Annotated in this window: 32 protein-coding genes; 24 read left to right on the forward strand and 8 right to left on the reverse strand. The window is 41.7% G+C overall.

Going from position 1 to position 26,646, the window contains the following annotated elements:
• Positions 1 to 36: 36 nt before the first annotated feature.
• The 7 genes from A3775_RS11995 (at position 37) to A3775_RS12025 (ending at position 5,680) form a co-directional block, all read left to right on the forward strand.
• Positions 37 to 249, forward strand: coding sequence for a hypothetical protein (locus A3775_RS11995; protein ID WP_066425083.1), 213 nt, complete (start codon positions 37 to 39; stop codon positions 247 to 249).
• A 122-nt stretch (positions 250 to 371) separates the two neighbouring features.
• Positions 372 to 551, forward strand: coding sequence for an EVE domain-containing protein (locus tag A3775_RS12000; RefSeq protein WP_066425084.1), 180 nt, complete (start codon positions 372 to 374; stop codon positions 549 to 551).
• Positions 552 to 579: 28 nt separating this feature from the next.
• On the forward strand, positions 580 to 1,188 hold the full coding sequence (locus A3775_RS12005) for a deoxynucleoside kinase (RefSeq protein WP_066425086.1): 609 nt from the start codon (positions 580 to 582) through the stop codon (positions 1,186 to 1,188).
• A gap of 60 nt (positions 1,189 to 1,248) precedes the next feature.
• The gene (locus tag A3775_RS12010) at positions 1,249 to 2,082 is read left to right on the forward strand and encodes a viperin family antiviral radical SAM protein (protein ID WP_066425088.1); all 834 of its coding nucleotides are present in this window, start codon (positions 1,249 to 1,251) and stop codon (positions 2,080 to 2,082) included.
• A gap of 84 nt (positions 2,083 to 2,166) precedes the next feature.
• Positions 2,167 to 3,396, forward strand: coding sequence for a UvrD-helicase domain-containing protein (locus A3775_RS12015; protein ID WP_066425089.1), 1,230 nt, complete (start codon positions 2,167 to 2,169; stop codon positions 3,394 to 3,396).
• A 235-nt stretch (positions 3,397 to 3,631) separates the two neighbouring features.
• Positions 3,632 to 5,464 carry a DEAD/DEAH box helicase gene (locus A3775_RS12020; protein WP_231866993.1) on the forward strand — a complete coding sequence of 611 codons (1,833 nt, stop codon included), beginning with the start codon at positions 3,632 to 3,634 and terminating at the stop codon, positions 5,462 to 5,464.
• Positions 5,465 to 5,473: 9 nt separating this feature from the next.
• Positions 5,474 to 5,680 (forward strand): hypothetical protein, encoded by a 207-nt coding sequence (locus A3775_RS12025; protein ID WP_082803723.1) that lies wholly within the window; start codon positions 5,474 to 5,476, stop codon positions 5,678 to 5,680.
• Positions 5,681 to 5,909: 229 nt separating this feature from the next.
• Here the strand turns inward: A3775_RS12025 and A3775_RS12030 are convergent, their stop codons facing one another.
• The 3 genes from A3775_RS12030 to A3775_RS24165 all read right to left on the reverse strand — a co-directional run bounded on the left by A3775_RS12030 (position 5,910) and on the right by A3775_RS24165 (position 8,373).
• Positions 5,910 to 6,233: a hypothetical protein gene (locus A3775_RS12030; protein ID WP_066425096.1), complete on the reverse strand. Its 324-nt coding sequence runs from the start codon at positions 6,231 to 6,233 to the stop codon at positions 5,910 to 5,912.
• A gap of 1,128 nt (positions 6,234 to 7,361) precedes the next feature.
• Positions 7,362 to 7,754: a hypothetical protein gene (locus A3775_RS12035; protein ID WP_066425098.1), complete on the reverse strand. Its 393-nt coding sequence runs from the start codon at positions 7,752 to 7,754 to the stop codon at positions 7,362 to 7,364.
• Positions 7,755 to 8,172: 418 nt separating this feature from the next.
• Positions 8,173 to 8,373 (reverse strand): hypothetical protein, encoded by a 201-nt coding sequence (locus A3775_RS24165; protein ID WP_156481609.1) that lies wholly within the window; start codon positions 8,371 to 8,373, stop codon positions 8,173 to 8,175.
• Positions 8,374 to 9,326: 953 nt separating this feature from the next.
• On the opposite strand from A3775_RS24165, the gene A3775_RS12040 reads away from it, so the two are divergent.
• Positions 9,327 to 9,788 carry a hypothetical protein gene (locus A3775_RS12040; RefSeq protein WP_197480139.1) on the forward strand — a complete coding sequence of 154 codons (462 nt, stop codon included), beginning with the start codon at positions 9,327 to 9,329 and terminating at the stop codon, positions 9,786 to 9,788.
• Here A3775_RS12040 and A3775_RS25025 read toward each other — a convergent pair.
• Positions 9,785 to 10,009 carry a hypothetical protein gene (locus tag A3775_RS25025; protein ID WP_066425105.1) on the reverse strand — a complete coding sequence of 75 codons (225 nt, stop codon included), beginning with the start codon at positions 10,007 to 10,009 and terminating at the stop codon, positions 9,785 to 9,787. The genes A3775_RS12040 and A3775_RS25025 overlap by 4 nt on opposite strands.
• A 471-nt stretch (positions 10,010 to 10,480) precedes the next feature.
• Between A3775_RS25025 and A3775_RS12055 the strand changes: the two genes are divergently transcribed.
• The 7 genes from A3775_RS12055 (at position 10,481) to A3775_RS12075 (ending at position 16,650) form a co-directional block, all read left to right on the forward strand.
• A complete protein-coding gene (locus A3775_RS12055) occupies positions 10,481 to 11,275 on the forward strand; it encodes an antirestriction protein ArdA (protein WP_066425109.1) in 795 nt (264 codons plus the stop codon).
• A gap of 117 nt (positions 11,276 to 11,392) precedes the next feature.
• Complete coding sequence (locus tag A3775_RS23550) at positions 11,393 to 11,887, forward strand: hypothetical protein (protein ID WP_082803724.1); 495 nt, start codon at positions 11,393 to 11,395, stop codon at positions 11,885 to 11,887.
• 95 nt (positions 11,888 to 11,982) lie between these two features.
• On the forward strand, positions 11,983 to 12,432 hold the full coding sequence (locus A3775_RS12060) for a hypothetical protein (protein ID WP_066425110.1): 450 nt from the start codon (positions 11,983 to 11,985) through the stop codon (positions 12,430 to 12,432).
• Between the two features lie 127 nt (positions 12,433 to 12,559).
• A complete protein-coding gene (locus tag A3775_RS12065) occupies positions 12,560 to 13,258 on the forward strand; it encodes a hypothetical protein (RefSeq protein WP_066425113.1) in 699 nt (232 codons plus the stop codon).
• Positions 13,259 to 13,372: 114 nt separating this feature from the next.
• Entirely contained in the window at positions 13,373 to 13,534 is a 162-nt protein-coding gene (locus A3775_RS24170; RefSeq protein ID WP_156481611.1) for a hypothetical protein, read from the forward strand.
• Positions 13,535 to 13,602: 68 nt separating this feature from the next.
• Positions 13,603 to 13,998 (forward strand): single-stranded DNA-binding protein, encoded by a 396-nt coding sequence (locus tag A3775_RS12070; protein WP_066425114.1) that lies wholly within the window; start codon positions 13,603 to 13,605, stop codon positions 13,996 to 13,998.
• A 384-nt stretch (positions 13,999 to 14,382) separates the two neighbouring features.
• Entirely contained in the window at positions 14,383 to 16,650 is a 2,268-nt protein-coding gene (locus tag A3775_RS12075; RefSeq protein ID WP_066425116.1) for a UvrD-helicase domain-containing protein, read from the forward strand.
• 160 nt (positions 16,651 to 16,810) lie between these two features.
• Here A3775_RS12075 and A3775_RS12080 read toward each other — a convergent pair whose 3' ends face one another.
• Positions 16,811 to 17,104, reverse strand: a complete 294-nt coding sequence (locus tag A3775_RS12080; RefSeq protein WP_066425118.1) for a hypothetical protein — start codon at positions 17,102 to 17,104, stop codon at positions 16,811 to 16,813.
• A 55-nt stretch (positions 17,105 to 17,159) separates the two neighbouring features.
• On the reverse strand, positions 17,160 to 17,543 hold the full coding sequence (locus A3775_RS12085; protein ID WP_066425121.1) for a helix-turn-helix transcriptional regulator: 384 nt from the start codon (positions 17,541 to 17,543) through the stop codon (positions 17,160 to 17,162).
• Positions 17,544 to 17,789: 246 nt separating this feature from the next.
• Between A3775_RS12085 and A3775_RS24175 the strand changes: the two genes are divergently transcribed.
• The 9 genes from A3775_RS24175 (at position 17,790) to A3775_RS12115 (ending at position 25,316) form a co-directional block, all read left to right on the forward strand.
• Complete coding sequence (locus A3775_RS24175) at positions 17,790 to 17,957, forward strand: hypothetical protein (protein ID WP_156481612.1); 168 nt, start codon at positions 17,790 to 17,792, stop codon at positions 17,955 to 17,957.
• A 2-nt stretch (positions 17,958 to 17,959) separates the two neighbouring features.
• Positions 17,960 to 18,826, forward strand: coding sequence for a hypothetical protein (locus A3775_RS12090; protein WP_066425123.1), 867 nt, complete (start codon positions 17,960 to 17,962; stop codon positions 18,824 to 18,826).
• Positions 18,823 to 19,317: a hypothetical protein gene (locus tag A3775_RS12095; RefSeq protein ID WP_066425125.1), complete on the forward strand. Its 495-nt coding sequence runs from the start codon at positions 18,823 to 18,825 to the stop codon at positions 19,315 to 19,317. Before A3775_RS12090 ends, A3775_RS12095 begins: the two co-directional genes overlap by 4 nt.
• A gap of 894 nt (positions 19,318 to 20,211) precedes the next feature.
• Positions 20,212 to 21,051, forward strand: a complete 840-nt coding sequence (locus A3775_RS25385) for a DNA cytosine methyltransferase (RefSeq protein ID WP_082803725.1) — start codon at positions 20,212 to 20,214, stop codon at positions 21,049 to 21,051.
• Positions 20,945 to 22,141: a hypothetical protein gene (locus A3775_RS25390; protein WP_197480141.1), complete on the forward strand. Its 1,197-nt coding sequence runs from the start codon at positions 20,945 to 20,947 to the stop codon at positions 22,139 to 22,141. The genes A3775_RS25385 and A3775_RS25390 overlap by 107 nt, the downstream gene beginning before the upstream one ends.
• 64 nt (positions 22,142 to 22,205) lie before the next feature.
• Positions 22,206 to 22,358 carry a hypothetical protein gene (locus tag A3775_RS24185; RefSeq protein WP_156481613.1) on the forward strand — a complete coding sequence of 51 codons (153 nt, stop codon included), beginning with the start codon at positions 22,206 to 22,208 and terminating at the stop codon, positions 22,356 to 22,358.
• A gap of 113 nt (positions 22,359 to 22,471) precedes the next feature.
• Complete coding sequence (locus tag A3775_RS24190; RefSeq protein WP_156481614.1) at positions 22,472 to 22,612, forward strand: hypothetical protein; 141 nt, start codon at positions 22,472 to 22,474, stop codon at positions 22,610 to 22,612.
• Between the two features lie 347 nt (positions 22,613 to 22,959).
• Positions 22,960 to 24,141 carry a hypothetical protein gene (locus A3775_RS12110; protein WP_066425129.1) on the forward strand — a complete coding sequence of 394 codons (1,182 nt, stop codon included), beginning with the start codon at positions 22,960 to 22,962 and terminating at the stop codon, positions 24,139 to 24,141.
• Positions 24,138 to 25,316: a glutathionylspermidine synthase family protein gene (locus tag A3775_RS12115; RefSeq protein ID WP_066425130.1), complete on the forward strand. Its 1,179-nt coding sequence runs from the start codon at positions 24,138 to 24,140 to the stop codon at positions 25,314 to 25,316. Before A3775_RS12110 ends, A3775_RS12115 begins: the two co-directional genes overlap by 4 nt.
• Positions 25,317 to 25,424: 108 nt before the next feature.
• On the opposite strand, the gene A3775_RS12120 is transcribed toward A3775_RS12115, so the two are convergent.
• Entirely contained in the window at positions 25,425 to 26,270 is an 846-nt protein-coding gene (locus A3775_RS12120) for a tyrosine-type recombinase/integrase (RefSeq protein ID WP_066425131.1), read from the reverse strand.
• Positions 26,271 to 26,327: 57 nt separating this feature from the next.
• Entirely contained in the window at positions 26,328 to 26,573 is a 246-nt protein-coding gene (locus A3775_RS12125) for a hypothetical protein (protein WP_231866994.1), read from the reverse strand.
• Positions 26,574 to 26,646 lie beyond the last annotated feature (73 nt).

Below are 26,646 nucleotides of genomic sequence, written 5' to 3' on the forward strand. Positions count from 1 at the left end.
AAAAACTCAATCAACAGTAAATAGCATTAAACAGAAATGAGTAAAATCTTTTACAAAAATAAACTTACAGGTAATTATGGTGTCCTTGAAGGAAAAGTATTATCAAGTCAGTCTTCCTCTTTTCAACTTAGACTTATAAAAGCAGTTGGTGGAATGGTTGAATTGAGTTATCAACAAGAAAATGTCACGGCTAAAAATCTAGTTCAAGTATCACATGACGAAGTTCAAAAGGCTCTGCTGGGTTTTTAGTTAACTTGTTGAAGTCTGCTTAACTTTACCTTTAGACCTCGGAAAGAGATACACAACTACAAGTGCGATCGCACCCCAAGCGTTCGCGTAGCGTCTCGGAGAGAGGAAATCTACAAAGGAAAATGGCATACTGGCTATTTCAAGGCAAGCCCAAATATTACCGCATCCTTGAAGGTATCCGCGACTTTGAGCAGATGCCGTGGCTGGCAACACGCTATGCCAAAGACATGGCGGCTGGTGATGGGGTGCTGATTTGGAAAGCTGAGGATATGCCTCAAAGTTTTAACTCACACAATCATTAGTTTGTGAAGGAAGTAAATTTTATAAGGTATGAACAAGTTTCCTTTCTTGGTGTTTGAAGGATTAGATGGGGCTGGTAAAACTACTCTTGCAGAGCTATTTGCCAAGCATCACAATTTTTCTTATTACAGCAGTGTACCATCTGAGTTAGTTTATTTACGGGATAAAATAGCTGCCAATAATTCCCCAATTACTATGTTTCATTTTTATACTTTGTGCAACCTTATGCGTAGCCAAGAGTATAGATTAAAGTTGAATAGTTCGGGAGTTGTGGCTGATAGATATATATTCTCTACTTTTGCTTACAACAGCTTATTGGTCAAACAAGACTTATCTTGTCATTTCCCCATATTACAATCAAGCCCAGATTTTTTACTGCCTGATGTTATTGTTTACGTGACAGCATCTCAGTCCATAATCAACCAGCGCATTGCCAAGCGAAGTCAGGAAGTTCCTATACAATGGTATGGGGATAAAGTTTCTCTGGAATGCAACCTTACTGAATCATATAAGCGTATATTTTCCCTAGTTGATATACCAGTTTTAGAAATTGATACTACTAATTCTAATCCAGAGCAGGCTTATTCTACTTTGTACCATGAATTGAACAGAATTGGTCAAACTATACCCTTCATTTAGTTTACAGACTTTGCATTAACTAGCAAACATTAACTCTTTGATTTACGAAAAAATCTTCTTATGTTACCAATATCTGTAAATTTCCATCTGTGGAAACCATGCAATTATCATTGTCGATTTTGCTTTGCTACCTTTCGTGATATTCAAGGTTATTTAACTCTTAGTGATGCTAAACGCCTTCTTTTCTTACTGCGTGAGGCAGGTACAGAAAAAATTAATTTTGCTGGGGGAGAACCTACACTACACCCTTATATTGGTGAACTTGTAGCTGAGTCACGTCGCTTGGGATTTGTAACAAGTATCGTGAGCAATGGTGCGCGAATGGCTGAATTGCTAGACAAGCACGCTGGTGATATTGATTGGGTCGCATTGTCGGTAGATTCTGCTTCGGAAGAGATTCAAAAGCATTTGGGAAGGGGAAATGGGAATCATGTACTACAATCAATCGATTTGTTTGATAAATTACATCAGTACGGTATTCGTGTAAAACTTAATACGGTAGTTACTCGGCTTAACTTCCAAGAAGATATGTCAAGCTTTGTTAGGCGAGTACGCCCAGAGAGGTGGAAAATTTTTCAAGTGCTACCAGTAAATGGTCAGAATGATGGTAGTGTTGAAGATTTGCTAATCTCGCCACAGCAGTTTCAACAATTTGTTGAACAACACAAAACCCTTTTGGATGAAGGAATTAGAGTTGTTGCAGAGACAAACAATTTGATGAAAGATTCCTATGTGATGATCAACCCACAAGGGCAGTTTTACAACAACAGTACAACGGGGGCTTATTTTTACAGTTCACCAATTTTAGAAGTTGGTGTCAATATTGCCCTAGCTCAAGTCGGTTGGAATGTAGAAACTTTTTTAAATCGTGGAGGTATTTACTCTTGGAAATAATTGCACCGTCAATTGCAGGCTAAGGTTAGCGCACTTCGTCATTACTGACAGCAGAGATACCCAAAAAGCTAAGGATTAAAAATCATGGGACAATGGATAGATTTTCAACAAACCGTTAATCAAAGATTACTCCGAGAAGATTTAGATAAAGAACAAACCAAAGTCAAAAACATGAACATAAAAGGACATGGACTTGTTCGGGGTATTGCAGGCTCTGGTAAGTCTTTAGTTTTAAGAAATAGAGTTGAGAAAATTATTGATGAATTTGATGATATTTTAATCCTGAGCTATAACCGTTTTATGAATGGATGGCTTAAATCAAAATTAAGAGAAAAAGGTATTAACAGACAAGTCACCTGCAATACATTTAATAGTTGGGCTTATCATAATTTGAAGTATGATTATAAGTTTGATAATAATGATGCGTTAAGACTGCAAGTTATAGATTTAGCTGAAAAATCACGGTTAAAATACCAAGCTATCCTGATAGATGAAGCTCAGGATTTTTATGATGAGTGGTTCAAGGCACTTTTAGAAGTTTTAGATTCAGATACTAAATCCCTCTTTTTCGTTTATGATAACACTCAATCTGTTTATGGTCAGCCCCACAGAAGAAAACAGGATTGGTCTTGGCGGAAACTAGGAATTGATGTTGTAGGTCGTTCTCAAATTTTTGATGTTAATTATAGAAATTCCCCAGAAATCCTTGAGTCTGCTTGGCATTTTATACTTACATCATTAGCTGACGCTAATATAAAAGTGTCTAAAAAAGAACAAGCAGGAGGTAGGATAGGGGATATTATTGAACCCAAAACCAAAAAATCAAGAAGTTCAAATATTCAGCCTTTACTATTACAAATTCCCAATTATGAACTACCATCAACAGTTGCCCAGCAAGTGAAATTAGCGTTATCAAGTCATCAACAATCTTCCATTGGTGTTTTAGTACATCCGCAGAATTGGGAACTTAAGAATGTAATTAGTACAGAATTATCAAAACTAAACATTCAACACCATGCCCCCAGAGGTTCTACAGAGAGAAACATGAATGTAGTCGATAGACCATTTGTAATTGTTGACTCTTGGAATGCCCTAAAAGGTGTTGAATTTGATGCGGTCATTATTGCTGGATTAGACATGGCTGATGAATTTCCCCATGACCCAGATGCAGATTTTCAAGAAAAAGCAGGTATTTACACTGCTATGACTAGGGCAAGAGACCATTTAGTAATGTTATACGACACCAAAAACTCCATTGTTGACCTGATGGAAACTGCTTTAAACTCCCCTGACCAGCTAGAAAGTGAAGCATAACATTGCGATCGCCCCTCTCATTATTAGAGTAAACCCAAGCGATCGCTCCCCAAATTCTTAGAGGAAAATAAACTGTGCGATCGCTCCCCCAAATTCTTAGAGGAAAATAAACTGTGCGATCGCTCCCCATACAGGGAAAACTACCAGTAGAAGCGATCGCTCCCCAAATCAAGCGAGGAAACCCCAAATCACCAGTCCTATGGCCACACTAATTCCTTCATTTAATAGCTGCTCAATGAGAATGACCCCTGGCGAGAAGAGGTTAGCACAGCGATTGGAGGAGAAATTGGAAGATGATTACCTGCTGTGGTATGACGTACCAGTGGGTAAAAAGCAGTTACACCCAGATTTTATAGTGCTGCACCCCAGCCGGGGCTTATTTATTCTGGAAGTCAAAGACTGGAAACTGGACACTATTAAAAGTATCAATCCCTCCACAGTCACCATCATTACTGAGGATGGAGTCAAGGAAGTTCAAAATCCACTACAACAGGCCAGAGATTACACCTTAGCAGTTAAGAAGATATTAGAAAAAGACCCTACCTTAGTGCAGCAAGAGGGTGACTATCATGGTAAATTACTTATTCCCTATGGTTACGGTGTAGTGTTTACCAACATCAGCCGCAAGGATTTTAACAACAGTGAACTTCCCGCAGTGTTTGAAGAACACTTGGTTATCTGCAAAGATGAAATGTTACCTAGCACCGATGCAGCAGAATTTCAGCAACGGATTTGGGATTTATCGGCATATTACTTTGGTAAAACACTCACCACTAACCAAATAGATAGAATCCGGTGGCATATCTTCCCAGATTTACGCATCACTGCCAAACAATTATCTTTATTTGATGTAGACACCACCACCGAAGAACCAGCGCAGCCGCAAATCCCAGATATCCTCAAAATCATGGACTTGCAACAGGAACAATTAGCCCGCAGTTTAGGAGACGGGCATCGGGTAATTCATGGTGTCGCTGGCTCAGGTAAAACCATGATTTTAGGTTTTCGGTGTCAGCATCTTGCACAATTCGGTAATAAACCCATATTGGTACTGTGTTTTAATGTGTCTCTCGCCGCCAAGTTACGGCAAATGATTACAGAGAAAGACTTAGGGCAACGGGTGATAGTGCGACATTTTCATGGGTGGTGCATGGATCAGCTAAAAAAATACCGCATCCTTAGACCTGACCCCAGAAAGTACCAAGGGGAAGATTACATCAACGAACTGGTAAACCGAGTTATCGCCGCCGTTGATGCTGGCAAAATACCCGCCGGAACTTATGACGCAGTGATGTTAGATGAAGGTCACGACTTTAAACCAGAGTGGTTAAAACTGGTTGCACAGATGGTCAACCCAGAAACTAACTCACTGCTTATCTTGTACGACGATGCCCAAAATCTCTACGGTGAAAAACGCGACAGGAGATTTAGTTTCAAGAGTGTAGGTATTCAGGCACAGGGACGCACAACTATACTAAAACTCAACTACCGCAACACAGAACAGGTGTTAGGTATAGCCTACGAATTTGCTAAAGAAGTGATGCAACCCACCACCGGGAATGATGACCAAATAGTGTTAGTAGAACCTGCTAGTGCTGGTAGACAGGGAGCAATGCCAGATTTAATTAAACTTCCCAGCTTTCAACAGGAAGTAAAATACCTAGCCCAACGAGTGCAACAACTACATGAGCGTGGTACACCCTGGAATGACATAGCTATTATTTATCGCTTCAAATTTATGGGCGATCGCATCTTCAGTGATTTCCAACAAGCCCACATCCCCATAGAGTGGTTAAATGCTAATAGTGAGAGCCGCAACTATAACCCAGGCGAGGCTAGCATCAAACTGATGACGATGCACTCATCTAAGGGGTTAGAATTCCCAGTGGTGTTAATTCCAGGTATTGGTTATTTGCCCCGTGAAAATAGCGCACCGGAAGAAGAAGCGCGGTTACTTTACGTAGCGATGACGCGGGCAATCGACCAACTGATTTTAACGAGCGATCGCCCCTCCCAATTTACCAGCCGGTTACAAATGGTATTAGAGTCAAAGCTACCCAATTCTTAGAGGAAAACCATGATACATGACCTCAATATGACCGACACCGAATATGCCCAATTAGTGGCTCAAGGCTATGACCCCAACCTAGAACTTGAGCTAATGGAATTAGGTGAAAGTCAGACAGAGGCGCGGAAATTAACACGCATCGTGGGGCTGGTGCAGAATAAACCCCCAGAAACAGATGAAGAATGGGAAGAATTCATGAAATTATGGGAAGATTAGGCGATCGCTTATCGCTGACAGTAAAAATTGCCTATTCCAAAGAGCGATAAGCGAAGCTTAAGCCTTCTCTACGAGACGCTACGCGTAGCTTGCTTCCCCGTAGGGGTACGGCGATCGCCTACACCACAGTAATCTTTATAACAGAAGCAACACCGAATAATTTACCTAGTCATCTAGATAAACTGAACTGTTTAGTTTGCCCCTGGTGTCAGCGACGCTATACCTAACTCTAAAAAGGGTCTGGATTATGACCGCCGGGAGTAATACAAGCTCCATGACCACTTGGTAAGACCTTGTAGTGACCTTTGGCAACCTTGGCACAAAAATCCTTAAATGTTTGATCACAAGGAACAAAGCCTTTACCGCAATAAAAATCAATATCTGGCTGTGATGGTGCTACAATTGGAAAGTTGGCTTCGTTCTTTCTAGGTCGCTCTCGTTGCAATGATGGAGATCGAGTCTCTGGTGTGAAATTGCTTTCTGCAAGGGAAGGAGTACCTAAAATAATCCCTAAAGCTGCAAATGAAGTTAGTGAAATTGTGAAAAGTTTCATGGTTATTTCTCCTGATATTTTGTTAATCTTTTGAGTTGATTTACCATTTCATAATCAACTCAAATTCATCATGTTTCATGGCATTCTCTATAACAATTCGGAATCAACGGGGCTTATGAGAAAACCATTTCAAATTCAGCGATAAAGCCATCTTGTGAAAGCTTTTTGGGATTCCCTCAACCTATTTGGCATTTGCGTTTAATATACAGAACTGACCTTAAGTTTGCTATTATCCACAAAAGCACTTTTGAACAGCGTCGCCTTATCTATCTGCTGCTGTTAGCTGGATTACTCAACGTTCACCACTGTTCCACTCTCACTTTTCTGGTTGCTTTCGTACATCGAAAACGAGTTTGAAGTACGGACTCAATATATCGTCTACATACTATCTACTCTATGCTGTCGGAATGAGAAGTAACCCTACAGGACAAGTGTAAGAACTGCGTGCGAAGCCAGCTAACTATTTACTATACAAAATTTTTCTTGACTGGAGTTTAGACTAAAGTATGACAAAATGACCCAGTAGGAGTGAGTTTAAAAGTTACACATCATTTGCAAACTGCTTTCTGTAGCGAACAGCAAACATCCGGAGCTAAAACTGCAAACAAGGCGATTTTGAAACCACATTAATTTGCAAATAAAGACGCTTCAAAACGACATTATTTGCATTCTGAACTGCAAACATAAATTTCAAACTGCAAACAAGCGGCTTGAAACAACATTCTGTGCAAATAAGCTGTAAGCCTTATGGGAATTGAGATACAGCCATTTTCGTCCTGTTGACTGTCCAAAAAATAAGAACCCATTAACCAAACACTTATGCCCGAATGTTTTGGTTTAATCTGAACGATATCCGTCCAATTTAATTATGAATTAGGTTTTTGGGAGCAAGTACCACTAACTCATTTCTTGGACTTGGTAAAGACTCTAAGTTTAAGACTGGAGCGAAAGTAATATTCTTTAATTTGGACAGTTTTATCCCAAAAGTATTAGTCCACCAAAGTCCGATCACTTACCCCCACCAGAGCGATCGCTCCGAATCCCCTCATCTAGTTTATTTGTATTAGTTTTTACACACCTTACCTACCACTTTGTCAATATTTAGATGCGTTTTCTCTGCGCTTATAACTAATTAGTTACCTTATAAGTACAACCACTCCAACCTAAAGAATTACGCATATTCGATGCCTCATTAAAAAAGTCACTTCCTTTTCCTCTAACTGTTCTTTTCCCTTGAATACAAGAAATTTGTCCAATGTTCAGACCATTGGTTTTGTAGTAACCCCATTCTGCTCTATCTACGCTATGACCAGCATTTAATATCTTTTGAAAAACATTAAAACAAGCATCCGCTATTGAATTAGTACCATATCGAAAATAACTAATCCGTCGTTTATTCGATGCAGCAGTACAATAAGGCTTTTGATTTGATTGTGCTACAGCTTGGTTTGTATTGATGGTTGAAGATAACGTGACAATGCTCAGTAACAAAGCTGCCGATAAAACTGGTTTAAATTTCATAACTTTTATCCATTAATATTGTGATATCCAATTGAGAGATGAAATTGGAGTTTAGACTAATTTTTCTAATCAAACTGTTAAACCCTTATCTAATCAATTCTGACTCCAAAATAATGTAACCCTCTTCTTTCTTTTGAGTGAATAAAAAGTTAATAAACTCACTCTAGAGTTGGATTCTCAATTCAATATACTGAAAAGTTTTCCAGAACGCTGAAGAACGGTTCATTTGAGTTAAGAAACACAATTGTCCGCAATCCTTTGAGAGTCTGCTTTTCAAGGAACGAATGTTTTTGGTGGGTTAATAGTGCAGTGCAAGCCATAGTGAACATGAACCCAAAAATGTCGGCTGAAACCCTGATGATGTCGTCAATTTACAAAAGTTTTCGGAATACTGAAACTGTTGAGTTTGCCCCTGATGTTAACAAGACTCCTCTGACTGGATCAGAGCGATCGCCTGTGACCAGCAAATTTTCTTAGAGGATAAATTAGCTAAAACCTCGAAGATATTTGACCAAAATTTAGCGAAAATCACACGATAACAATGTTCCGTTCCCGCCGCTTCGTTCCGGGGGCTGGCAGCTTGTAGTGGCCAATATCTCTCACTTCGTTGGAAGATCACGCCGCCGCCAGCACCCCTCCACTACGCTCTGGTCACTCCACTGGTACAAGGTTGCTACGCAGTTGTTGTGCTTTTTGTCTGCTGCCACCAGATCAAGAGTGAAGTGGTGAAAGACTTGGAAGCAGCAGCCAAAAAGCGGTGCGAAAAAAGCAGCAAAAACTCATTTTATCACATTTCCGCTTCACATATCGTGAGGCCAAGAAATACCCTCATGAGGCCAAGACGCTCCAATGTGAATGAGTTTTTTCTTGGGCTGCTTTTTTCGCGGGGAGAAGAAACAGAGAAAGAGAAAGGAGAGGTAAAGGTATCTGCGGTGGTTGTATAGGTCTTTTCGTTTGGCCATCCAGTCATCGGGTGAAGAGGTTGCTGGTGGTGGTTTCACCTCTCCAAAGTGTCTTATAATCCTGGTTCTTCGGCAAGGTGAAAGCGGTTCCTGTCGTGGGCTACAGTTCCCGGTGGTTTGTCTCACTCGCTGCCTGTCGTTTCCCCCTTGCCCACGTTTCGGGTTCTTTGCCTCCGGCTTTACGTCGTTCAACTTTCCACTCTTTTATTATAGCTCGACATCTAACTAAAATCAAGTGTTTTGCAAAAGTTTACATAGCTAAAATCTTTGCATAGTAAGCATTTGGGGGCTTACACAGAGCTTATTACTTAGTTGTCAAGCTCACGCGGCTCCGTTCCCGCCGCTCCGTTCCAGCACTGGCGGCTGTTGAGTGGCCTATATCTTTCACTTCGTTGATAGATCACGCCGCCGCCAGCACTTCCACTACGCTCTGGTCACTCCGCAAACCCCAGAAAATATCTTATTATAGCGTGACTTCATGCTATAATAAGATAGTTGCAATAAATATTCCATCTAATATTTCACCATGCTTTCAGACATTTTTAGCCGCTACGATTCGTTTGGTTTTTCAGGTTCTCGCCACTGGGGTCAGTCCCCTGCCCCGTTGTCGGTGGCTGCTGCTGCTGTTCCCCCTGGTTCCCGCGTGTTGGTCGGCTGCGCCAAGGGTGTTGATGCTTACTTTCGCTTGGCTTTTCCATCTGCTGAGGTGTTCTCTGTTGCCTCCGGTCGTTGGGGCGTTGGGCGTGGTGCTTTTGCTGCTCGTTCCGTGGCTTGCGTCCGCGCTGTTCAGTCTGCCGGCGGCTTGTGGGTTTCCTTCCCTTCCTCCCCTTGTCCGGTTGGTTTAGTTCCCTCCCCTTCCCAGTCGCGCTGCTTCTCCGGCTTTGGTTCCGGCTCCTGGGCTTCCCTCGCCTTTGCCCTTGGTTCCGGTCTTCCTTGCCTCGTTTTTTTGGGGTCTTTACCTGTTCCCTCTGGCTGGGGTTTGTTTCCCCTTCCTGGCCTTCCCGGCTGGTTTGGCTGCGCTGCTGTTGTTGGTGCTGAGTCACAGCAGCCAGTCCAGTTGACTCTGTTTTAGCTTTCCTGGGCGGCCTGTTGCCGCTCTATTTTTTCCGCGATCGCTTCCCTGATAAAATCCGCGTATTCATCCCCATAGGTTTCTTTCAAATATTCCAGCGTCGAAGGTTTGATTCTGAGGGTGATTTTAGTCATTACTTCGCCGCTTTTACTTTTAAATCTATACTTGATCCCAAAATCCGGGTTTCCGCCCGGTCGGCCACTGCTCAAAGTTCCTGGCATAGTTTTTTATATCTGCAATTACGCCCTCATTATAGCGCGTCCTCTCATTAAACCCAGTGTAACAATATTGTAAATATTGCTTAATAATACCTTATTTTAGCTAGAAGTCACGCTATAATAGTTATGTAAACATTCAACAAGGCATCCGACCAAATGATTGCTGAAGATAGAATTAGCCCAGTGTCAATTTTAGACCCACATAGTCAAACCTGGGGACAGATTACAGGAGCTTGCTTAGAGGATGGACACCTGAGATTAATTTGGGTATCCCATGACAAAAAAAGAGTAATTTTAATGGCTCCTGACACAGTTCAGACATTATTCAACTGCTTTAAAACAGCACCTTTCTAATTAACTAAATCTGCGATGGTCTAGGACTATCGCAGATATCAAACATTAGCGATCGCCGCCTTTGCGTGCCGAAGGTATCGCTTCCTCTCTTCATTTCCTCATTTTAAAAGGCATCCGACCATGCAATTAATTTTCCAAACAGAAGCAGAAGCTTTCGCTGTAGCCGAGCAGCTTTATGGTGTTCAACAAGTAGGTAAAGTTTTGATTACGGAAACAGTTGATTATCAGGCTTTAGAATTAGCGGTTAACTTAGCTGAGGTCAGTTTTCCAACTTTTAGTTTTCCCATTGTTAGCAGTTTAAAATGTCGTTTACCATTCCCCAGAGATGAACGGGAATGCAGCGACGAAAGCACCCCTAAAATTTATGTGGCTTGCTTGTCAGCTTACAATAACGGGTATTTACACGGACTTTGGATTGATGCTACCCAAGAACCGGAAGACATAGAAGATGATATTAAATGGATGTTGTCATGGTCGCCGGTAGCAGATGATCAAGATTGCGAGGAGTGGGCCATACATGATTATGAAAACTTTTACGACTTCTCATTGGGTGAGTATGAAAGTTTGGAGTATATCAGCAAATTAGCCCAGGCATTAGACGAAGCAGAAGAACCGGAAGCCCTAGCAGCATGGATCAACTATGCCAAGGATATGGTTAGAGAGCCAGATATTGAGAAATTGGCAGAAGAGTTTAGCAGTTATTACTGTGGTCACTGGGAATCAGAGCGGGACTTTGTTTTAAAATCTGATGAAATTGAAGAAATTTATAATTGGGCAGAGTTTGAGAAACAATTTCAATTTTGGTCACAGCATATTAACTGGGATTCTGTAGCCAACGAGTTATTTATACAAGGCTATGATTCAGTTAAAGCTTCACCCTATGGTATTTACGTTTTCCGTGAATATCACGGCTAGTTAGTTTAAAGCGATCGCCTGTTGGGTGTGTAGGCGCAGCAGTCCGCCGCAGGCATCGCTCCCTCACTTCTCTACGAGACGCTACGCGAACATCCTCTAAGAATTTCCTCTAAGAATATGATTGAAGAACTTTGCACTTGCTCTGAAACTTACGCTAAATACTCACATCTTATCAATCCCTATCCAGAGAATCCAGAAAGTGAGCGATCGCTAGAATCTCTACATACATCAATCATTACGCCAGTGATTAACAAATTTGGTCAAGAGAATTTCAAGTTAACCTATGGTTTTTGTAGTAAGGACTTATTGAAATTCTTAAGGCGTGAAAAATCCCGTATTTGCGTCAAGACTGACCAACATCTTGCTCATGAAATTAATTCCAGAGGCAAATATTATTGCCATCATCTGGGAGCGGCTTGTGACTTGCAAATCATGGGGATTGATAGCAGAAAAGTCATCATTTTTCTTAAAACACTCAATTTCGACTCAATTTATTACTATGGACAGCATAAACCCGTTCATGTAAGTTGGTCGTCAACTCCCCGGCGCAAGATTTGGGAGTTTACCCCACAAAATACCCCCCAGCCATACAGTAATTACTACTGCGTTTAAATTGACAGCAACAAAGGAGCGATGCCTGCGGCGGACTGCGCCTACGCTCCTTCACTTCTCTACCAGACGCTACGCGAACATCCTCTAAGAATTTTATGGAAGTCTCTTCAGAACTGAAAAGCCAAATATTTAGCAAGTACCTAGTTGCTGAACTGCTTTACAAAATCGGCCGCTTCAAGTGGGCTGATAATTTCTCTCGCCACGAGCTAATAATAGAAACTTGGGCTAATGGCTTGTGGGTAAAACAGGCTGGATTAATCAGCTACCATGACTTGGCAGAAGCGTTGAGAGAGGAAGCCAACTTTAAGGCTTATAATTTATCTGTTGAGCGAGTCAGACAAGGATTTTTAGTTTCTTCCTTCCAAAACTCTCATAAAAGATACTTCGTTCAATTGATCAAGGGTGCTGGCTGGAGTTGTAACTGCATGAAATATAAATGCTGGAACAACAGAATGAGTCAAGAATTACCGCAATTATTTCAGGCACTCAATGGTAAAATCTTTTGTCATCATATAGTGGCTGCTTACAACTTTATTAAGCATTAATTCAGGAGCAATCGCACACATCAAGCGGTCGCTTTTTTGTCTCAAAATTTTATGCAATTATCTTGATTATAGCAAGGTGACGCGCTATAATAAAAATCAATAGACCTTAGAAAAAGGCATCCGACCAATGACTCGTTTTTCTGCAAAGGCACATATCAGACCTGACTATAATTACTCTAACTTCCATAAATCCTTACTGCATGAAAATAACAGTGAAGATTACGCACTGCGGCATCTTTACAGCTTAGAAAATACTAAGCTTTTATTACAAAACTGGGGATGGAGTGCTGAGGAAATTAAACAAGGCATAGATTACGCAACTATCGACGTTTACAAACACGTTGTTTATTTGCATATCCCCAGCAAAATCGAAAAACGTAGCCAACTGATTAAAATTCGCGGTATTTCTCGCTTCATTTCTAAAGCCGATTATGTAGATGTGTTGGTGAATCGCGCTTGGCAGAAAGCCGACCCCTACAAATTGCAGCCGGGTGACAACTGGGATGATTTAATTGTTCGTGGTAACACAGGCGAATTTTATGAATTAAGACTATATAAATATGAAATTAGCTGTACCTGCCACGCCTATAGCGGCTTAGAAAAAGCCTTTGCCCAAGACCCAGTAGCCGCTAAACACTTAATGCTGAATCCTACAGCACAGGGTCAAATTCCCGACAAGCATATCTTTGCTGCTTGGAAATACTTAGGTTGTGAAACTTTACGCCAGTATGAATACTGCTGGTTGGAACGTAAAGAAGCAGCCATGAAAGAGCTATGGCAATTTGACCCTGACCCGGAACCCGAACCAGAGTTAGCAGATTGGTAAAAGAAGCTGGCCGCCTGCCCACAGCCATAAGCGAGGGTAAGCCCAGCAACACAGGCATCCGACCAAGGAAACCATGCTACCGGGCAATTTCATACTAGCACAGGAGTAAAAACTATGGACATCAAACAGATTTTAGAAAAGCTAAGTGACTTAATCAGCGAACTGGAAACCTTAATTAATGAGGCTGACACAGAGGAAGCCGATGAAGGTTTTATCAGTGACCTGGACTTTGGACTAAGCCATTTACAGCAAGCTTACGAACGTAAGAACAAATAGTCAAACTGGGTAGGCGATCGCCTACCCAAAGCACACAAAATTTCAGATTTTTCCTCTAAGAATCTACCATGACCCCAGAGCAAATAGACCTTTGGCTACAAATCCAACATCGGCAAATGCTGGCACTAGAGCGCATTGCCGACTTACTAGATAAAGCCACAACCAGCACGAAAGCACCAAATTATCAGCGAAAGATTGAGGAGTTTAAACATTTTGATTGGTCTACAATTGATGCAACTGTTGAACGTGCCGATCAATATGGTGCGGCGATAGTAACTTGGAAAGGATACCAGTTTGTTAGGCGATCGCCGTCTAATAAGTTTGGTGCAGCCGTTTGGTTTAGTCGCTGTACTGGTAAGGATGAAACAACAGGCGAAAATGTCTATGAACGGCTAATTACGTTTAAACCATTGGCAGATAAGGAAGTAGATCCACTACCTGAGAAAGTTAGCCGCTATTTGTAGGCAACCTAACCAAAGGTTAAACCCTAGTCAGAGCAATTAGGGCTTGTGTCTCAACAGCCAAAAATGCAACTAGGCGATGAGCTAGGCCAGCACTCAGAACCGCCGCGTTGCCGCAGCAGTTTTTGATGATGCTGTGTCTAGCTCATCGGGCTGGCGAGCGGGAAAGTTGCATTTTTGGCTGCCAGGATATCTCGTGATTCGCGTTACTCCATAAAACAAGAGAGCAAAGCCCCCAACTGCCTAGAAACTGGCTACGTTTTGAAATGCTTGTTACTGTGGAATAAATATTGATTTATATTTAGTTTATATGCAGTGTACACTGCATATTTGATTTCTTGAACTAAAAGCATCCGACCATTCGCGCAGCGTGTCGAAGACAAGACTATGCCTAATTACAACCCAAAAACTGAACATTTAATCAAGCAAAAAGCAGCTTGGCAACACTTACCGACTAAAGCTATACGAGTACCTGAGATTTTCTTAGAGGAAATTGAGAGATACGCTCGTTGGCTGGATAGCCACTCCGCAGGAGTATCGCTCGATGGGCAAACCAGCCCATTTGAATTTGTGATATCTGCGCTGGATAAACTTAGCCAGGATGAATTAGAGCAAATCAAACTGGCTATAGAGTGCTTAACTAGCAACACTGCTAACGAAATATCTCAGCCCCAGGAAATCCAACTATCTGACGCTGAAATTGCCGCGTACAAAGCAAAGTTTGGATTTGTTCCTTCAAAGTATCAACTAGCGATCGCTGACTGGATTCTAAGAGGAAATGGTCACGGCTGCTGTAATGCTGTAGCTGGTTCTGGTAAGAGCAGTACACTTAGGATTGTTGCTAAAACCCTTGTAGAATCAGGATTAAGACCAAGCGAAATTAAAATTTGTGTATTTGGTAAACTTAACGCCCAGGACTTGATTAAAAAGTTTGGAGCAGCCTGGAAAGAATCAATATCTACGCTCCACAGTGCTGGATTCTCATTGCTAAAGAAGCATCTAGGAATTAAAAGCAGCTATGATGTTGATGTTTCTAGCCTTAAATACAAACGTATTACCCAAGACCTAGAATTGATTCCTAAGCGTGGTAGCTACTCTGGCAGATTGCGACAGGAATACATCATTGGCAATGACAATGATTTTCTTAAATTAATTGACTTGGTAAGATTAACCAACCAACAGCCCACAGAAGACATTATTCGGGCGATCGCTCTCCATTTTGAAATTGATGATATTTGGAAACCCGATTTAATAGCCCAGTGGATTCAGTATTGTTTAAACATTGGTGAGCAGAAGGCCATAAACAAGGAAGGTTTTGATTTTACTGATCAGATTTGGCTACCTGTGAAGTGGCGGCTGGGAGACATGAAAGGATTTAAACCTTATAAATTTGTGTTAGTGGACGAGTGCCAAGACTTAAACGCCGCACAGTTGGAACTTGCCCTGATGCTCGCTGGCAATACCGGACGCATATTGGCAGTAGGCGACCCCAGACAGGCAATTATGGGATTCGCCGGAGCAGATGACCAAAGTTATATGAATATAGTCGCGCGTACCAAGGCTGTAGAATTGCCACTTTCAATCTGCTACAGATGTCCGCGATCGCATATCTCCTTAGTTAACAAAATATTCCCCTATATCCCCATTGAACCAGCACCAGAAGCTGCGGAGGGAATTATCACCCACATCGAGAGTGATCAGGTTGAGGATGATCTTAAAAACGGTGACATGATTATTGGTAGAAAAACCGCACCGTTAGTATCACTCTGCATAAAACTCATTAGCAGAGGAATTAAAGCGACTGTAAAAGGTAAAGATATCGGGGAATCTCTTAAAAAAGACCTGGATGATATAGCCAAATTACCCGGTTACAGCTACGAATTTTTTAATGATGCCGTGGCAATGTACCACGGAATTAAAGCGCAACAGTACCAGGGCTTAGATAACGAGGAACAAATGCTTGAAAATTTGAAAGATAAAATTCAAGCAATCACAATTATTTACCAGTCACATCCCGAAGCAAGGGGAATTGATGACTTGAAGTATTGTATTGACAGATTATTCAGTAATGACAATTCACCAATCACCCTTAGCACTTGCCATCGTGCCAAAGGCTTGGAGAGCGATCGCATATTTATTTATAAACCGGAAGATATGCCAATGACATGGAGAAACCAACAAAATTGGCAGTTAGAACAGGAGAAAAATTTACTCTATGTTGCACTAACCCGCAGTAAATCTGAGTTGTTTATTGTGGGTGATCCTGACTGGTGTAGAAAACCTACTACTGCTCAGAAGAAACATGAACCATCTGTTACTACAGTCTCCCAATCTAGTACACCTAAAAATAATTCATCCTATGAGCTTCTTGAAGCTAAAGAACAGTTAAATTTTGATTTAACTCCACTATTTCCAAACGAAGCATCTAGAGAGAGATTAATCACGAAATTGATTGACAGTCCCCTCTCCCTTGATGATCTTGAAGCTTCAGGAAATATCATATTTACTTCAGAAAAAAATAGAACCGCAGTGTACGCTGCATTTAATAGGTACTGGGAAAAAATTTATGGACAACAAAACAGCCCTAGCCGCCCTAGCTTACATAACTGGGATATGGAATCAACCCTCTGGACTAGCGATGATGACTATTTCTAACTAGCAACGCAGCGATCGCCTACGCTCCGCCCCACTACATACATGACTTACCCTCCCTAAGTCATCTCTGGAACGGCGATCGCCTGAATTTTTCCTCTAAGAATTATGCAGAGGTGCTAAATGTTGTGTGATTTGTCGCACCTCCTAGCAGAGAGTTGGACTAACTTTTGTGCTTGTCGCGTTCTGCCCTACGAAAATCTACCAAGGCTTGCAGTAATTTCTCTGGGTCAAAGTCAGAGATGTTTTGTATATTTATCGTCACTTCTGAGTTTAAAGATATAAATGCACCCGTAAACACAGTTAAACCAGATTCAGCCATACCAAGCACGCGCAGCTTGGCTTCTGGAGACAACTTTTTCATCTCCTCTGCTATAAGAGCTTCTTTTTGTCCATCTGTCAATTCATTGAGCATTCGCGTTACATCTTGAATGGTCACAACTGGGACTTCTACCATAACACACAACCTGGTAATGATTGATTGTTATCAATCATACTGTGCTTATATAGGATTATACTGCTATTGCACTGTTAATTTCTTGTTGATAATTGTTGCAATTAGACGGGCTTTGACGCAATTTCTTCCATTTGCGCCCAATTGCCAATAATATCTCATCCATCTCATCGTCATTAGCACTATCGATTAACTCGACAATGCTGGTTTTTTTGACCGCTACTGGCTGGTTCGCCAGTAATTGACAAAAATAAAGGCGAGAGCCAGGAGCTAATTGTTCCATGCCTTCGAGTAAAGCTGCAAAAACTTCTGGGCTGACCCATTTATTCCCAGAGCGAAATTGAGATAAATGATTTGTAGATATCCCAGCTAATGCTGCTAACTGCTTACCTTCAATACCATATCTATCCATCGCTTGCTTGAATAGCTGGTGAATTTTCATAAACTTTTGTTTCCTCCTTTTATCCATCAGATACATTGTACACTACTATGTATCTAGTAGATAAATCAAATCTATCTAATAGATTGATTTGATTCTATCTCAACAAAATAGCCCCGACAAGGCTAGTTGTCAGGGCATCATTCAAAGCTAAGAAAATCGTATGACAATACAGGGTTCTGCACAAACGTCAAAAGACGTAAGTTTGACAAATTGTCATGTCACATTTGCAACGAAAGGGGGTGCAGTGTGACAGAGCAACATTACCGCATGACATTGAGTGATGCGATAGCCTCCGGCGGGGCTTTGCCCATCGCGCAGTATAAAGCTGGTTTAACGCCTGAGAAAAAACAGTTTATTTACTCAACTGTTTTGGGTTTTGGCGTTATTGCAACTTTTGAAGGGATGGAGGTTTAATCATGCCACGTCAGACAAAACTGTCATTAGTACCTGGTGCTTCTATGCCAGGTGTCGAACCTTCAGGCTTCTACCAAACACCCAACCACATGGCCATGAAAGCCATTCGAGCGAAATTAACCAGTGCTGATTGGTGCGTGTGGAGCTACTTGCAGATGATTGACCCATTCGGCGATCGCTTTGTAGATATTCCCAATCCCAGAGAAATCGCTGAAATTGTTGGACTAAGCGAAAAATCCGTAAAACGCTCAATTCACAAGCTGGAAGAACTTGGCTTTTACGACACTCAAATCATAACCATAAAGGGTAAAAACCTTGCTGGTAAAGCCATTAGGGATGATAAGAAACTGGACAAAGTTGTCCCAAAACGGACAAAGTTATCCACAAAAAGACAAAGTTGTCCCAAAACGGACAAAGTTGTCCACAAAAAGACAAAGTTGTCCCAAAACGGACAAAGTTGTCCAAATGAAAGCCTAAAACCCTTACCAGATAAGGCTTCTGAATTCCCTCATACTATTCATACTTATTCAGACTTTATAAATACTCTCTCAGACAGCGAAAGAGAGGATTTTTTAAAATTTGGGGAACAAAAAGCATTACAACTACCCCATCCTCCCCAACTCCCCCGGCGGTGGGTAGAAACAAACTGGGAGGAATTATCAAGTCAGTGGCGCAAATCTAAAGGTCAGGCTTCCCTGGCGCAAAATTCTAAATGGGAAAATCATCCTCAACGTGAAGAGTGGCTAGAGAAAATTCGCCAGTTAGGGCCAGTCGGTTTCCAGGCGGAAGACATGACCAACCAAAAGCTGCGGCGTGAATTTTACCTTTGGGCTGACGCAAATAAATTGATTTGGGGGATTGAATCATGATTGACGACTTGCCCCAACTTGATCCGCTTCCTGTAATAGAAACATCAGACAATGAGGAAGAAGAACTGTTTTACCCCCAATGGCGTTGCTTTTGCTGCCAGGATTCAGGAATTATTCCAGCACATTTGGCTCGCTTGATCATGCCAAGTTATCATTCAAATCGAGATAAATGGCCAATTTGTCAGAACTTGAATTGCGACGCATACAGTAAGCGGTTTGGCGACAACGTTGGACTGGAAAATTTTGATACTCGCCTCATCCCAGCAATTTGTCAAAAACTCGACTTCAAAAATCGGGAATTTTGGCGCATTACCGTGCAGAAGCAAATCGAAATCCGCAGTTTGGCGAAAAAAATGAAAATGCCTGGAAGCGGCGATCGCACCGAAAATGACAACCGCGAAGTAAGACAGCGCAAAGCTGAAATAGAGGCGATTACCCCTGAACAATGGGAGCGAATGAGAGCAGCTTATTTAGGAGGGGAAGATGACTAACGAATTATTTAACACTGAAGCATTTTCCTCTAAGAAAATTGGTGATATTGAGGAAAGGACAAAGTTAGACCCGGCTTGGGACGATGGCTCCGCTTACCCGAAATTCTTAGAGGAAAAATCAGAACCGAAACTGCATAAATTAGGAGTAGGCGATCGCATCATCAGCCACTGCGGGAGCGTCGGAACAGTAAAAAATATAAACTCGCGGAAAATTATCATAGACGGCGACGACGGCGAAACAGAAAGCTTAACATTTGAAAAAGTCAAATTTCACAAGTTTAGAAAATTAGAGGGAGAGTTTAACAAAAGGTTTAAAGCTGGAGAAAAGTTAGTATCTGTACACCGCTTAACAAAAAGAGTAATTTCTGTACAAGAGTACCCTGATTTCTGTCAGGGGACTACAAGACTTTGGAACATGATCCTTGCAAATTCAGAAGAGAAAAATTTACTGATCCACACTGATGAAATTGTGCGGGATGGTGAAAAAGTAAAAGTTGCCAATCATAAAGAAAAATATTACTCAGATGATGACTGGGGTATTGTATCAGTAAAGGGCGAAGATGAGGGAGCAGAAAAAGTTCCCATCAGGATGGGCGATCGCTTCTACATTTTGGTTGATATCGCAGATATTCAGAAGCTCCCAGAGAATTGTGAGCCAGATGGCAATTTAGACCTATCATTCTTAGAGGAAAATTCACAAGAGGATTTCAAATTTGAAGCGGGTAAAATTTACCTTCATGAAAGTGGGAAGAAGGTAAAAATAATCAAGCTTTACAAAACTAAGCCGAACGCTGATGTTTGCTTTGAAAAGGAGATTGACAAGAAAAAAATTCCCCTAAGTGAATTATCACCGCTAACCAAAAACTCAGCTTCATCCTCTAAGAATTTAGAAAAATGCAGCAACTCACACACACTAGCCTCTTCTCAGGAATCGGAGGCTTTGAACTCGGAATTGAAGCAGCCGGAGTTGACCACATCATCAGAACCGGACTCTTCATCGAAAATAACCCCGACGCTCAAGCAGTTCTCAGACGCAGATATCCAAGAATCCCTATCCACAGCGATATCAGAAACTACTACCCCAAGCCTGGAGAATTCAAGCTCTACACCATCGGCTTCCCCTGCACAGGTACATCAATCGCCGGGGACGGCTCAGGACTCGAACACCCAGAATCAAGTCTCTGGTTCGATGCCCTGCGCTGCATCGCAGATGGCCGCCCCAGCTTCGTTATCATCGAAAATCCTACAGGGATTATCCATAACGGCCTACGAGCAGTTCTTGGGGGACTCAGAATGGTTGGATATTGTTGGGAACCTCCGCAAATCATATCAGCTGCGGATCTCGGCGCACCCCACGAAAGACAGCGATTATTCATCATTGCCTACACCAACGACGTATCCAAAAGGATCGGGAAAGTGCCGACCGGCTGGGACGAACAGATTAGAGCAGAAGTTGAGGCCATTCATAGCCAAAGGAGACAAGTTACACCCAGCAGTGCCGGGGTGGATGATGGGATTCCCAGTTGGCTGGGTAGAGCAAGTATTGGCGGACACTGGGGAACTACTATCAGTTCAGCCCCCACTTATCCCGGTACAGGCCACCACATCAACAACCGCCGCCACTGCGTTGACCTCTACGGGCGAGCAGTTACACCACAGCAAGCAGCGATCGCAATTAAACGAGTCTGTTACCTCGCAGAGCTTGCAGGACTCATCAGCAACAACAATCATTAAGGCTATAACCCTACATCAACCTTGGGCTTATTTAGTTGGTAGGTACAAATGGTTTGAAACTAGAGACTGGCCTACAAATTACAGGGGTAAAATTGCCATTCATGCGGCTAAAAAACAGAAAGACACTGACTACTGGTGCAGTTTACTCCAAGACTTTCTACCACCAGTTGAAGAGTTAATATTTGGTGCGGTGATAGCAGTAGCTGATCTAACCGACTGCATCAAAATGACTCCCGAATTCATAGCTCAACAATCTGACACTGAAATTAGGTGTGGAAACTGGGAAGTTGGGCGTTATGCCTGGAAGCTGGAAAATGTGCAAATTCTCCCTGAACCTATACCAGCTAGAGGTAAGCAGAGACTTTGGAATATTGAGTTATCAATCAAAAGTCAAGAGTCCAGAGTCAAAAGTCCCCATGTCCTAACCAGAGCTAATGCTAGACCGGAAACTTACATCGTTGATCAGTACGAATCACTGGGAGTTATCAGCAATAACTTAGGATTTGGCTTCGTTGTTGATTGGCTGGGCTTTGGTACAGTCCCCAACCCCCCTTCTGGTAAAAACGTAACCTACAACTGGGAACGAGATGATGAGGAGATTACTAGACTAGCGATCGCTCCCCAGTCTCTAGTCACCAAATTCTTAGAGGAAAATCACCCCCAAACCTTGGTAGAGAGAGACTACACCTGTAATCAATGCCCACCACAGCAATTAAATGAAGAATATGGTACGTCTGAATGGACACCAGAGATTTTCTTAGAGGAAAATCAGGAAGCTGTAGCCTCCGCGCAGCAGCCGAAGCCCAGTAGACAAAAGGGGTGCTTATATAAATACCTCGAAAACAAGAAATTAAAGGATGGCAGCATTGCCAGCTATCCTCGTGTAATCGGACACCGTGAGCCTGATAATCCCCGTCATTGGCGGTGGGGCTTTAATTGGGAGGAGAAGGTGAACGGGGAATGGAAAGGACGCAGTATTGGTTCTGTGCCAGTGGGTGCAATTCCCATGATTCAGTCAATGCAGAAAGACGATGTGGCATTAGAGGAAATCATCGGTTTTATCAGGAGGGCGAAAGCTAAGAAATCTTAATAAATTGGGGGGTGTTAATTAACGCCCCCAGTTTATACAATGTTCCCTATACGGGAACGAAACTATGGATAAAAACACAACTGATAGACTGACTAGATTAGCTTTACAACTTCAGCAATTTCTCGACCTTCATCCCGACGAACAAGCATGGCTTTACCCGTTACTTGGTAGGGCTGAAAAAAGAGCGATCGCTTTAAGCCTGGGATGTATGAAATAAATCCAGTAACGCCGCAGCAGATAGAGTTTTTAGAAGGGGTAAGAATTTCAGAAAACTTAGTTAATTTACCAGGAATTAATAGTTTACTCCAAGCCCCAGATTTAAATTAATTATTGGCTAAAAATCAGGGTGGTTTAAAACCACCTGTTTTTATATCAAAATTTCAAGCGAGGAAAGTAGGTATTGCTTGTAAAAAGAGCGTAGGCGCAGTCCGCCGCAGGCGATCGCTACCTATTTGTAGCGAATTGCAATAAGAAACGCACCTTATTGCACTCTTACACATAAGCAGGCGAGTCCCAATGTATCTTTATCTCCCATCTGGGTAAAACAGTACGAGTGCTTGATGAAAGTCCGGCAACAGTCTTTCGTCCAACGCCTCAATCACCTCCACACCTGGATACATCGCAGAGTTAACCAACCTAACCTCAGCCTTCTTTCCCGACTTAGCACCAGCAAGACTAACGAATCGCCGCAGATGCAACTCCAAACGACCATCCGTATATTGCGGTACTCAACAAGATATTATTTTTACTTGCTAGCTTTATGTTCAAACTTGATAAATATTGGGAACAATAATTATGTAAATATATGTAAAATGACGATGAGTCGGAAAAACAAGCCCTGGCTAGCTATAGTTATTGCATCGCTTTTAAGTTGGTTTGGTGTAAGTAAAATCCTGCAAATCACGAAAGAGTATTCGGCACATCAGCAAGCAATTACCGATATACAGGGAATTATTAATGAAAATAGTAATATTAATAGTATTCCTAATTTAGATGCTTTAAAAAGTAACAGAACAAAAATACAGCAAAGTATTGAAAAGCTGAAATTGGTTCCAAATATACCGGGTTCTCCTTATCAAAATGCCCAAAAGCAAATATTGCAATTGAATCAATTACTTGTTCAACTTGACTCTAAAATTCAAGTTGAAGAGGAAGCATCAACTAATTTACAAGCTGCAATTCAACTCGATAATGAAGCAGCCACCCTAGTTAAAGGTAAGTCTTACTCTCATAAGTGGCTAGAAGCAAAAAATAAATGGCAGCAGGCAATTAGCATTTTAGAAAAAATCCCCGCAGGTACGTATGTTTCCGATACAGCAAAGCTTGGTATATTATCCGTAAAGCGCAATTTTGATGATGTGAGTAAGGTGGTGGCGAGTGAAGATAAATTACTTCAAAATTTCTCCTCGGCAGTTGAATTAGCTCAACAAGCCGCTAACCTTACTAAAGATAGTACATCAATCACATTACCTGACTTATTAACTGCCAAGTCACAATGGCAACAAGCAATTAATTTACTCGGAAATATTTCCTCGGAAACTCAACTATTTTTCAAAGCTCAATCCCAACTTAGCAATTATCGCAACAATTATCGCCAAGTTAGTAATGCGATTGATGAAATCCAAAAATGTACGCTGCAACAAACTATTTTAGAGAGTGAATGTACGGCAAGCCTATCGTTAGATATTAGTCCTCCTGAAACCCTAACCGCATTACTTGAAGATGTTGAACAAGAAGAGGATGCTAATAATGAAATTGCTTCTTCTCAAGAGGATAGCACATCTGAAACTTCCTCAGATACGTCAGATGACTCTAGCAGTAGTGACTATAGCGGCTATAGTAGTGATTACAGTAGAGGTTATAGTACCCGTTTAGGTTCAGTTTACGTCAGTGGTTACACTCGTAGCGATGGTACTTATGTACGTAGTCACACTCGTAGTTCTCCTGGTTCTCGTGTAAGTGGTTTTGGTAGCTTTCGTTATGGAGGAGCGAGTTCATGAACAATAGTAGACATAAGTTTTACCAGCAGTATCAAGATATATTTAACTGGTATGATGTCGATGAATATGCTTGTTATGAAATACTAATGGTTGCACCAGAAACTGTAGAAAAAGTTAAGCAAGCTGCAACAAGAGTTTGGCAAGTTTTAAACTATGCGGCTCAGGTCATGAAACAATTTGACGAGCAAACTTTAATTGAATTTGATTATCCTCAACCAACCCTGAGATTAATCAAAAGTAATAAGCAAGTGCCTTTTATTGCTCGATGTGATTTTGCCGTTGTTAATGATAATATCTACCTGCTTGAATGTAATGCAGAAGTTGCTACTTTTATAGTCGAAACATTTAAAATCAATGGTCTAGTCGCTCAACATTTTGGGAAATTAGACCCTAATATTCATGCTGAAGCAGTTCTTCAAATAGGACTTAATAAATATATCGAAGAATCTGCTAAATATCTCAATAAATCTCCTAAAGATTGCAATATCATCTTTGCCGCCTTATCTCAAGCCCCCGAAGATATTGGTACTGTTGAGTATTTAATGTCTTTGTGCCATTATCAATCTGCTTTTTGTCCCATTGAAAGTATTGCAATGGATGAGGATGGCTGCTATGACCATAGAGGTGATACAGTTGATATACTCTACCGCATATACCCAACAGAATGGATGGTAGAAGATAAAGACCCCCAATGTGGAGTAAATCTTTGGGATTATTTTGAACCATTAGTCTATTCAAGGAAGCTCGCTTTAATTAATCCCGTCAGTGCTTTTGTGATGCAAAATAAAGCGTTAATGGCTTTAATTACACAATTAGGAAGTGATTTTTTCATTCAAAAAAATTTGTTGGGATTTGCACATTTTCTACCTACATTTATGGAAAGAGAACAAATAAATCCTCCCTTAGTGGCCAAACCAACTTGGGGGAGAGAAGGGAGAGAAGTTGAAGTTATTAAAAGTAACGGAGAAATAGCTCGTAATCCAGACCCTGAGTACGCTGGTTTTGCCAAAGTATATCAAAAATATGTTGATTTACCACTGATAAAAGTAGAGGAGGAAGAATATAAATTGCAGTTATCTTGCTTTTTAATCAATGGCGTTGCTGAAGGAGTGGCAGCAAGAATTGGTAAAGATGTGATTAATAATCACTCGAAATTTATGCCAATTGGATTGTAGGGCTTGATTGCTATAGGAGCGATGGCACAAAGTACCCGCCTTAAGAGCGATCGCTACACCTATAAATTGAGCGATGGCGCAAAGCACCCGCCGCAGGCATCGCCCCCATCAGTCATCATCATCTGGCAAATATAAGCCACTACTATCAGTTGGCCTGGCGTGTAGATACATCTCAGTGATGGCCACCGAACTATGCCCTAACGTTTTTTGTAATAGGTGAATAGGCGCACCCCTATCTAAACTATGGGAAGCGTGACTATGCCTGAGCCAGTGGGGGGAGACATTACCCTCAATACCAGCGCGGTTTGCTGCCTTCTTCACGATCAGAAACACCATACTGCGGGACAAATGACCACCCTTAGCAGAAACGAATACTGGGTCATCACGTTTAGCATTACCCTTTAACTCATTAATCTCCCGCCACATCCCCGCACCAATAAGCACGGTTCTTGTTTTCTCACCTTTACCAAATACTGTGATTTGCCCCCCATCACCACGCGCCTTCAGGTCACGCCACTTTAAACCACACAATTCCGACACGCGCAAACCTGCAAAGTAGAGTAAGCGGATAATCGCATGGTCACGGGGATTGGTGGTGGAATTTATCAGTAATTGTACTTCCTTTTCCGTAAGAATTCGCTCTGCCAATCGGTTCTTTGCTTTAGGGGACTTAACCAGTATTCCCAAATTTGCTGCTATTAATCCAAGCTCTTTAGCAAATGAGAACAAGCTTTTAATTGCTCCCACTGCCACCCGTTTGCTGTTATCAGAACAACGAAGCGTCATCACCCACAGTTGAAGATCCATGAGGGTGCAATCTGCTAGGGGTTTATTGACATGAGCAAAAAACCGTTCGGCATGACGACGATACCCATCAACTGTGTTGGCACTTTTACCGTGTAGCCACAAATCAATGAGTTGGGCGTTAGTCAGGGTAGAGGAAGAATTCAACATTGCCTATTCTTATGTTGAATGCTCCTTTATTAAACCCTATTCTGGGGGCAATGACAGTTATTTCACGGGATGGTAGAGTTCAGTTTGAGCGTTCCATTCCCAAGCTGTACTCATCGGGTCACGGTTACGTGACCAACTAATAAATTCTTGGGGGGTGAGTTTTTCCCGTTCAGCAATCACGCTTTGGGGAGCAACACCGAGTCTCTGGGCTAAACTTTCATTTGTTCTGGGTTGTAATTCAACTTCAGGCTGTTGGTATGGGTGAAGTTGTCTGCGAGGTCGAGTGTTGTTACTGTATCTCATGGAGCTAATAGACGTGAAGCCGAGATACGTGTAAAAAGCTGCAAGATGGTCTGAAAACTCCTACTATATATAG

The sequence above is a fragment of the Anabaena sp. 4-3 genome, from assembly GCF_001597745.1.
Lineage (GTDB): Bacteria > Cyanobacteriota > Cyanobacteriia > Cyanobacteriales > Nostocaceae > Trichormus.

Excerpts from the sequence above, each read along its gene's own strand:
- A3775_RS11995 (WP_066425083.1), top strand. The coding sequence starts at position 37 with ATGAGTAAAATCTTTTACAAAAATAAACTTACAGGTAATTATGGTGTC.
- A3775_RS12000 (WP_066425084.1), top strand. The coding sequence starts at position 372 with ATGGCATACTGGCTATTTCAAGGCAAGCCCAAATATTACCGCATCCTT.
- A3775_RS12005 (WP_066425086.1), top strand. The coding sequence starts at position 580 with ATGAACAAGTTTCCTTTCTTGGTGTTTGAAGGATTAGATGGGGCTGGT.
- A3775_RS12010 (WP_066425088.1), top strand. The coding sequence starts at position 1,249 with ATGTTACCAATATCTGTAAATTTCCATCTGTGGAAACCATGCAATTAT.
- A3775_RS12015 (WP_066425089.1), top strand. The coding sequence starts at position 2,167 with ATGGGACAATGGATAGATTTTCAACAAACCGTTAATCAAAGATTACTC.
- A3775_RS12020 (WP_231866993.1), top strand. The coding sequence starts at position 3,632 with ATGAGAATGACCCCTGGCGAGAAGAGGTTAGCACAGCGATTGGAGGAG.
- A3775_RS12025 (WP_082803723.1), top strand. The coding sequence starts at position 5,474 with ATGATACATGACCTCAATATGACCGACACCGAATATGCCCAATTAGTG.
- A3775_RS12030 (WP_066425096.1), bottom strand. The coding sequence starts at position 6,233 with ATGAAACTTTTCACAATTTCACTAACTTCATTTGCAGCTTTAGGGATT.
- A3775_RS12035 (WP_066425098.1), bottom strand. The coding sequence starts at position 7,754 with ATGAAATTTAAACCAGTTTTATCGGCAGCTTTGTTACTGAGCATTGTC.
- A3775_RS25025 (WP_066425105.1), bottom strand. The coding sequence starts at position 10,009 with ATGCCAGGAACTTTGAGCAGTGGCCGACCGGGCGGAAACCCGGATTTT.
- A3775_RS12055 (WP_066425109.1), top strand. The coding sequence starts at position 10,481 with ATGCAATTAATTTTCCAAACAGAAGCAGAAGCTTTCGCTGTAGCCGAG.
- A3775_RS23550 (WP_082803724.1), top strand. The coding sequence starts at position 11,393 with ATGATTGAAGAACTTTGCACTTGCTCTGAAACTTACGCTAAATACTCA.
- A3775_RS12060 (WP_066425110.1), top strand. The coding sequence starts at position 11,983 with ATGGAAGTCTCTTCAGAACTGAAAAGCCAAATATTTAGCAAGTACCTA.
- A3775_RS12065 (WP_066425113.1), top strand. The coding sequence starts at position 12,560 with ATGACTCGTTTTTCTGCAAAGGCACATATCAGACCTGACTATAATTAC.
- A3775_RS24170 (WP_156481611.1), top strand. The coding sequence starts at position 13,373 with ATGGACATCAAACAGATTTTAGAAAAGCTAAGTGACTTAATCAGCGAA.
- A3775_RS12070 (WP_066425114.1), top strand. The coding sequence starts at position 13,603 with ATGACCCCAGAGCAAATAGACCTTTGGCTACAAATCCAACATCGGCAA.
- A3775_RS12075 (WP_066425116.1), top strand. The coding sequence starts at position 14,383 with ATGCCTAATTACAACCCAAAAACTGAACATTTAATCAAGCAAAAAGCA.
- A3775_RS12080 (WP_066425118.1), bottom strand. The coding sequence starts at position 17,104 with ATGGTAGAAGTCCCAGTTGTGACCATTCAAGATGTAACGCGAATGCTC.
- A3775_RS12085 (WP_066425121.1), bottom strand. The coding sequence starts at position 17,543 with ATGAAAATTCACCAGCTATTCAAGCAAGCGATGGATAGATATGGTATT.
- A3775_RS12090 (WP_066425123.1), top strand. The coding sequence starts at position 17,960 with ATGCCACGTCAGACAAAACTGTCATTAGTACCTGGTGCTTCTATGCCA.
- A3775_RS12095 (WP_066425125.1), top strand. The coding sequence starts at position 18,823 with ATGATTGACGACTTGCCCCAACTTGATCCGCTTCCTGTAATAGAAACA.
- A3775_RS25385 (WP_082803725.1), top strand. The coding sequence starts at position 20,212 with ATGCAGCAACTCACACACACTAGCCTCTTCTCAGGAATCGGAGGCTTT.
- A3775_RS24185 (WP_156481613.1), top strand. The coding sequence starts at position 22,206 with ATGGATAAAAACACAACTGATAGACTGACTAGATTAGCTTTACAACTT.
- A3775_RS12110 (WP_066425129.1), top strand. The coding sequence starts at position 22,960 with ATGAGTCGGAAAAACAAGCCCTGGCTAGCTATAGTTATTGCATCGCTT.
- A3775_RS12115 (WP_066425130.1), top strand. The coding sequence starts at position 24,138 with ATGAACAATAGTAGACATAAGTTTTACCAGCAGTATCAAGATATATTT.
- A3775_RS12120 (WP_066425131.1), bottom strand. The coding sequence starts at position 26,270 with ATGTTGAATTCTTCCTCTACCCTGACTAACGCCCAACTCATTGATTTG.
- A3775_RS12125 (WP_231866994.1), bottom strand. The coding sequence starts at position 26,573 with ATGAGATACAGTAACAACACTCGACCTCGCAGACAACTTCACCCATAC.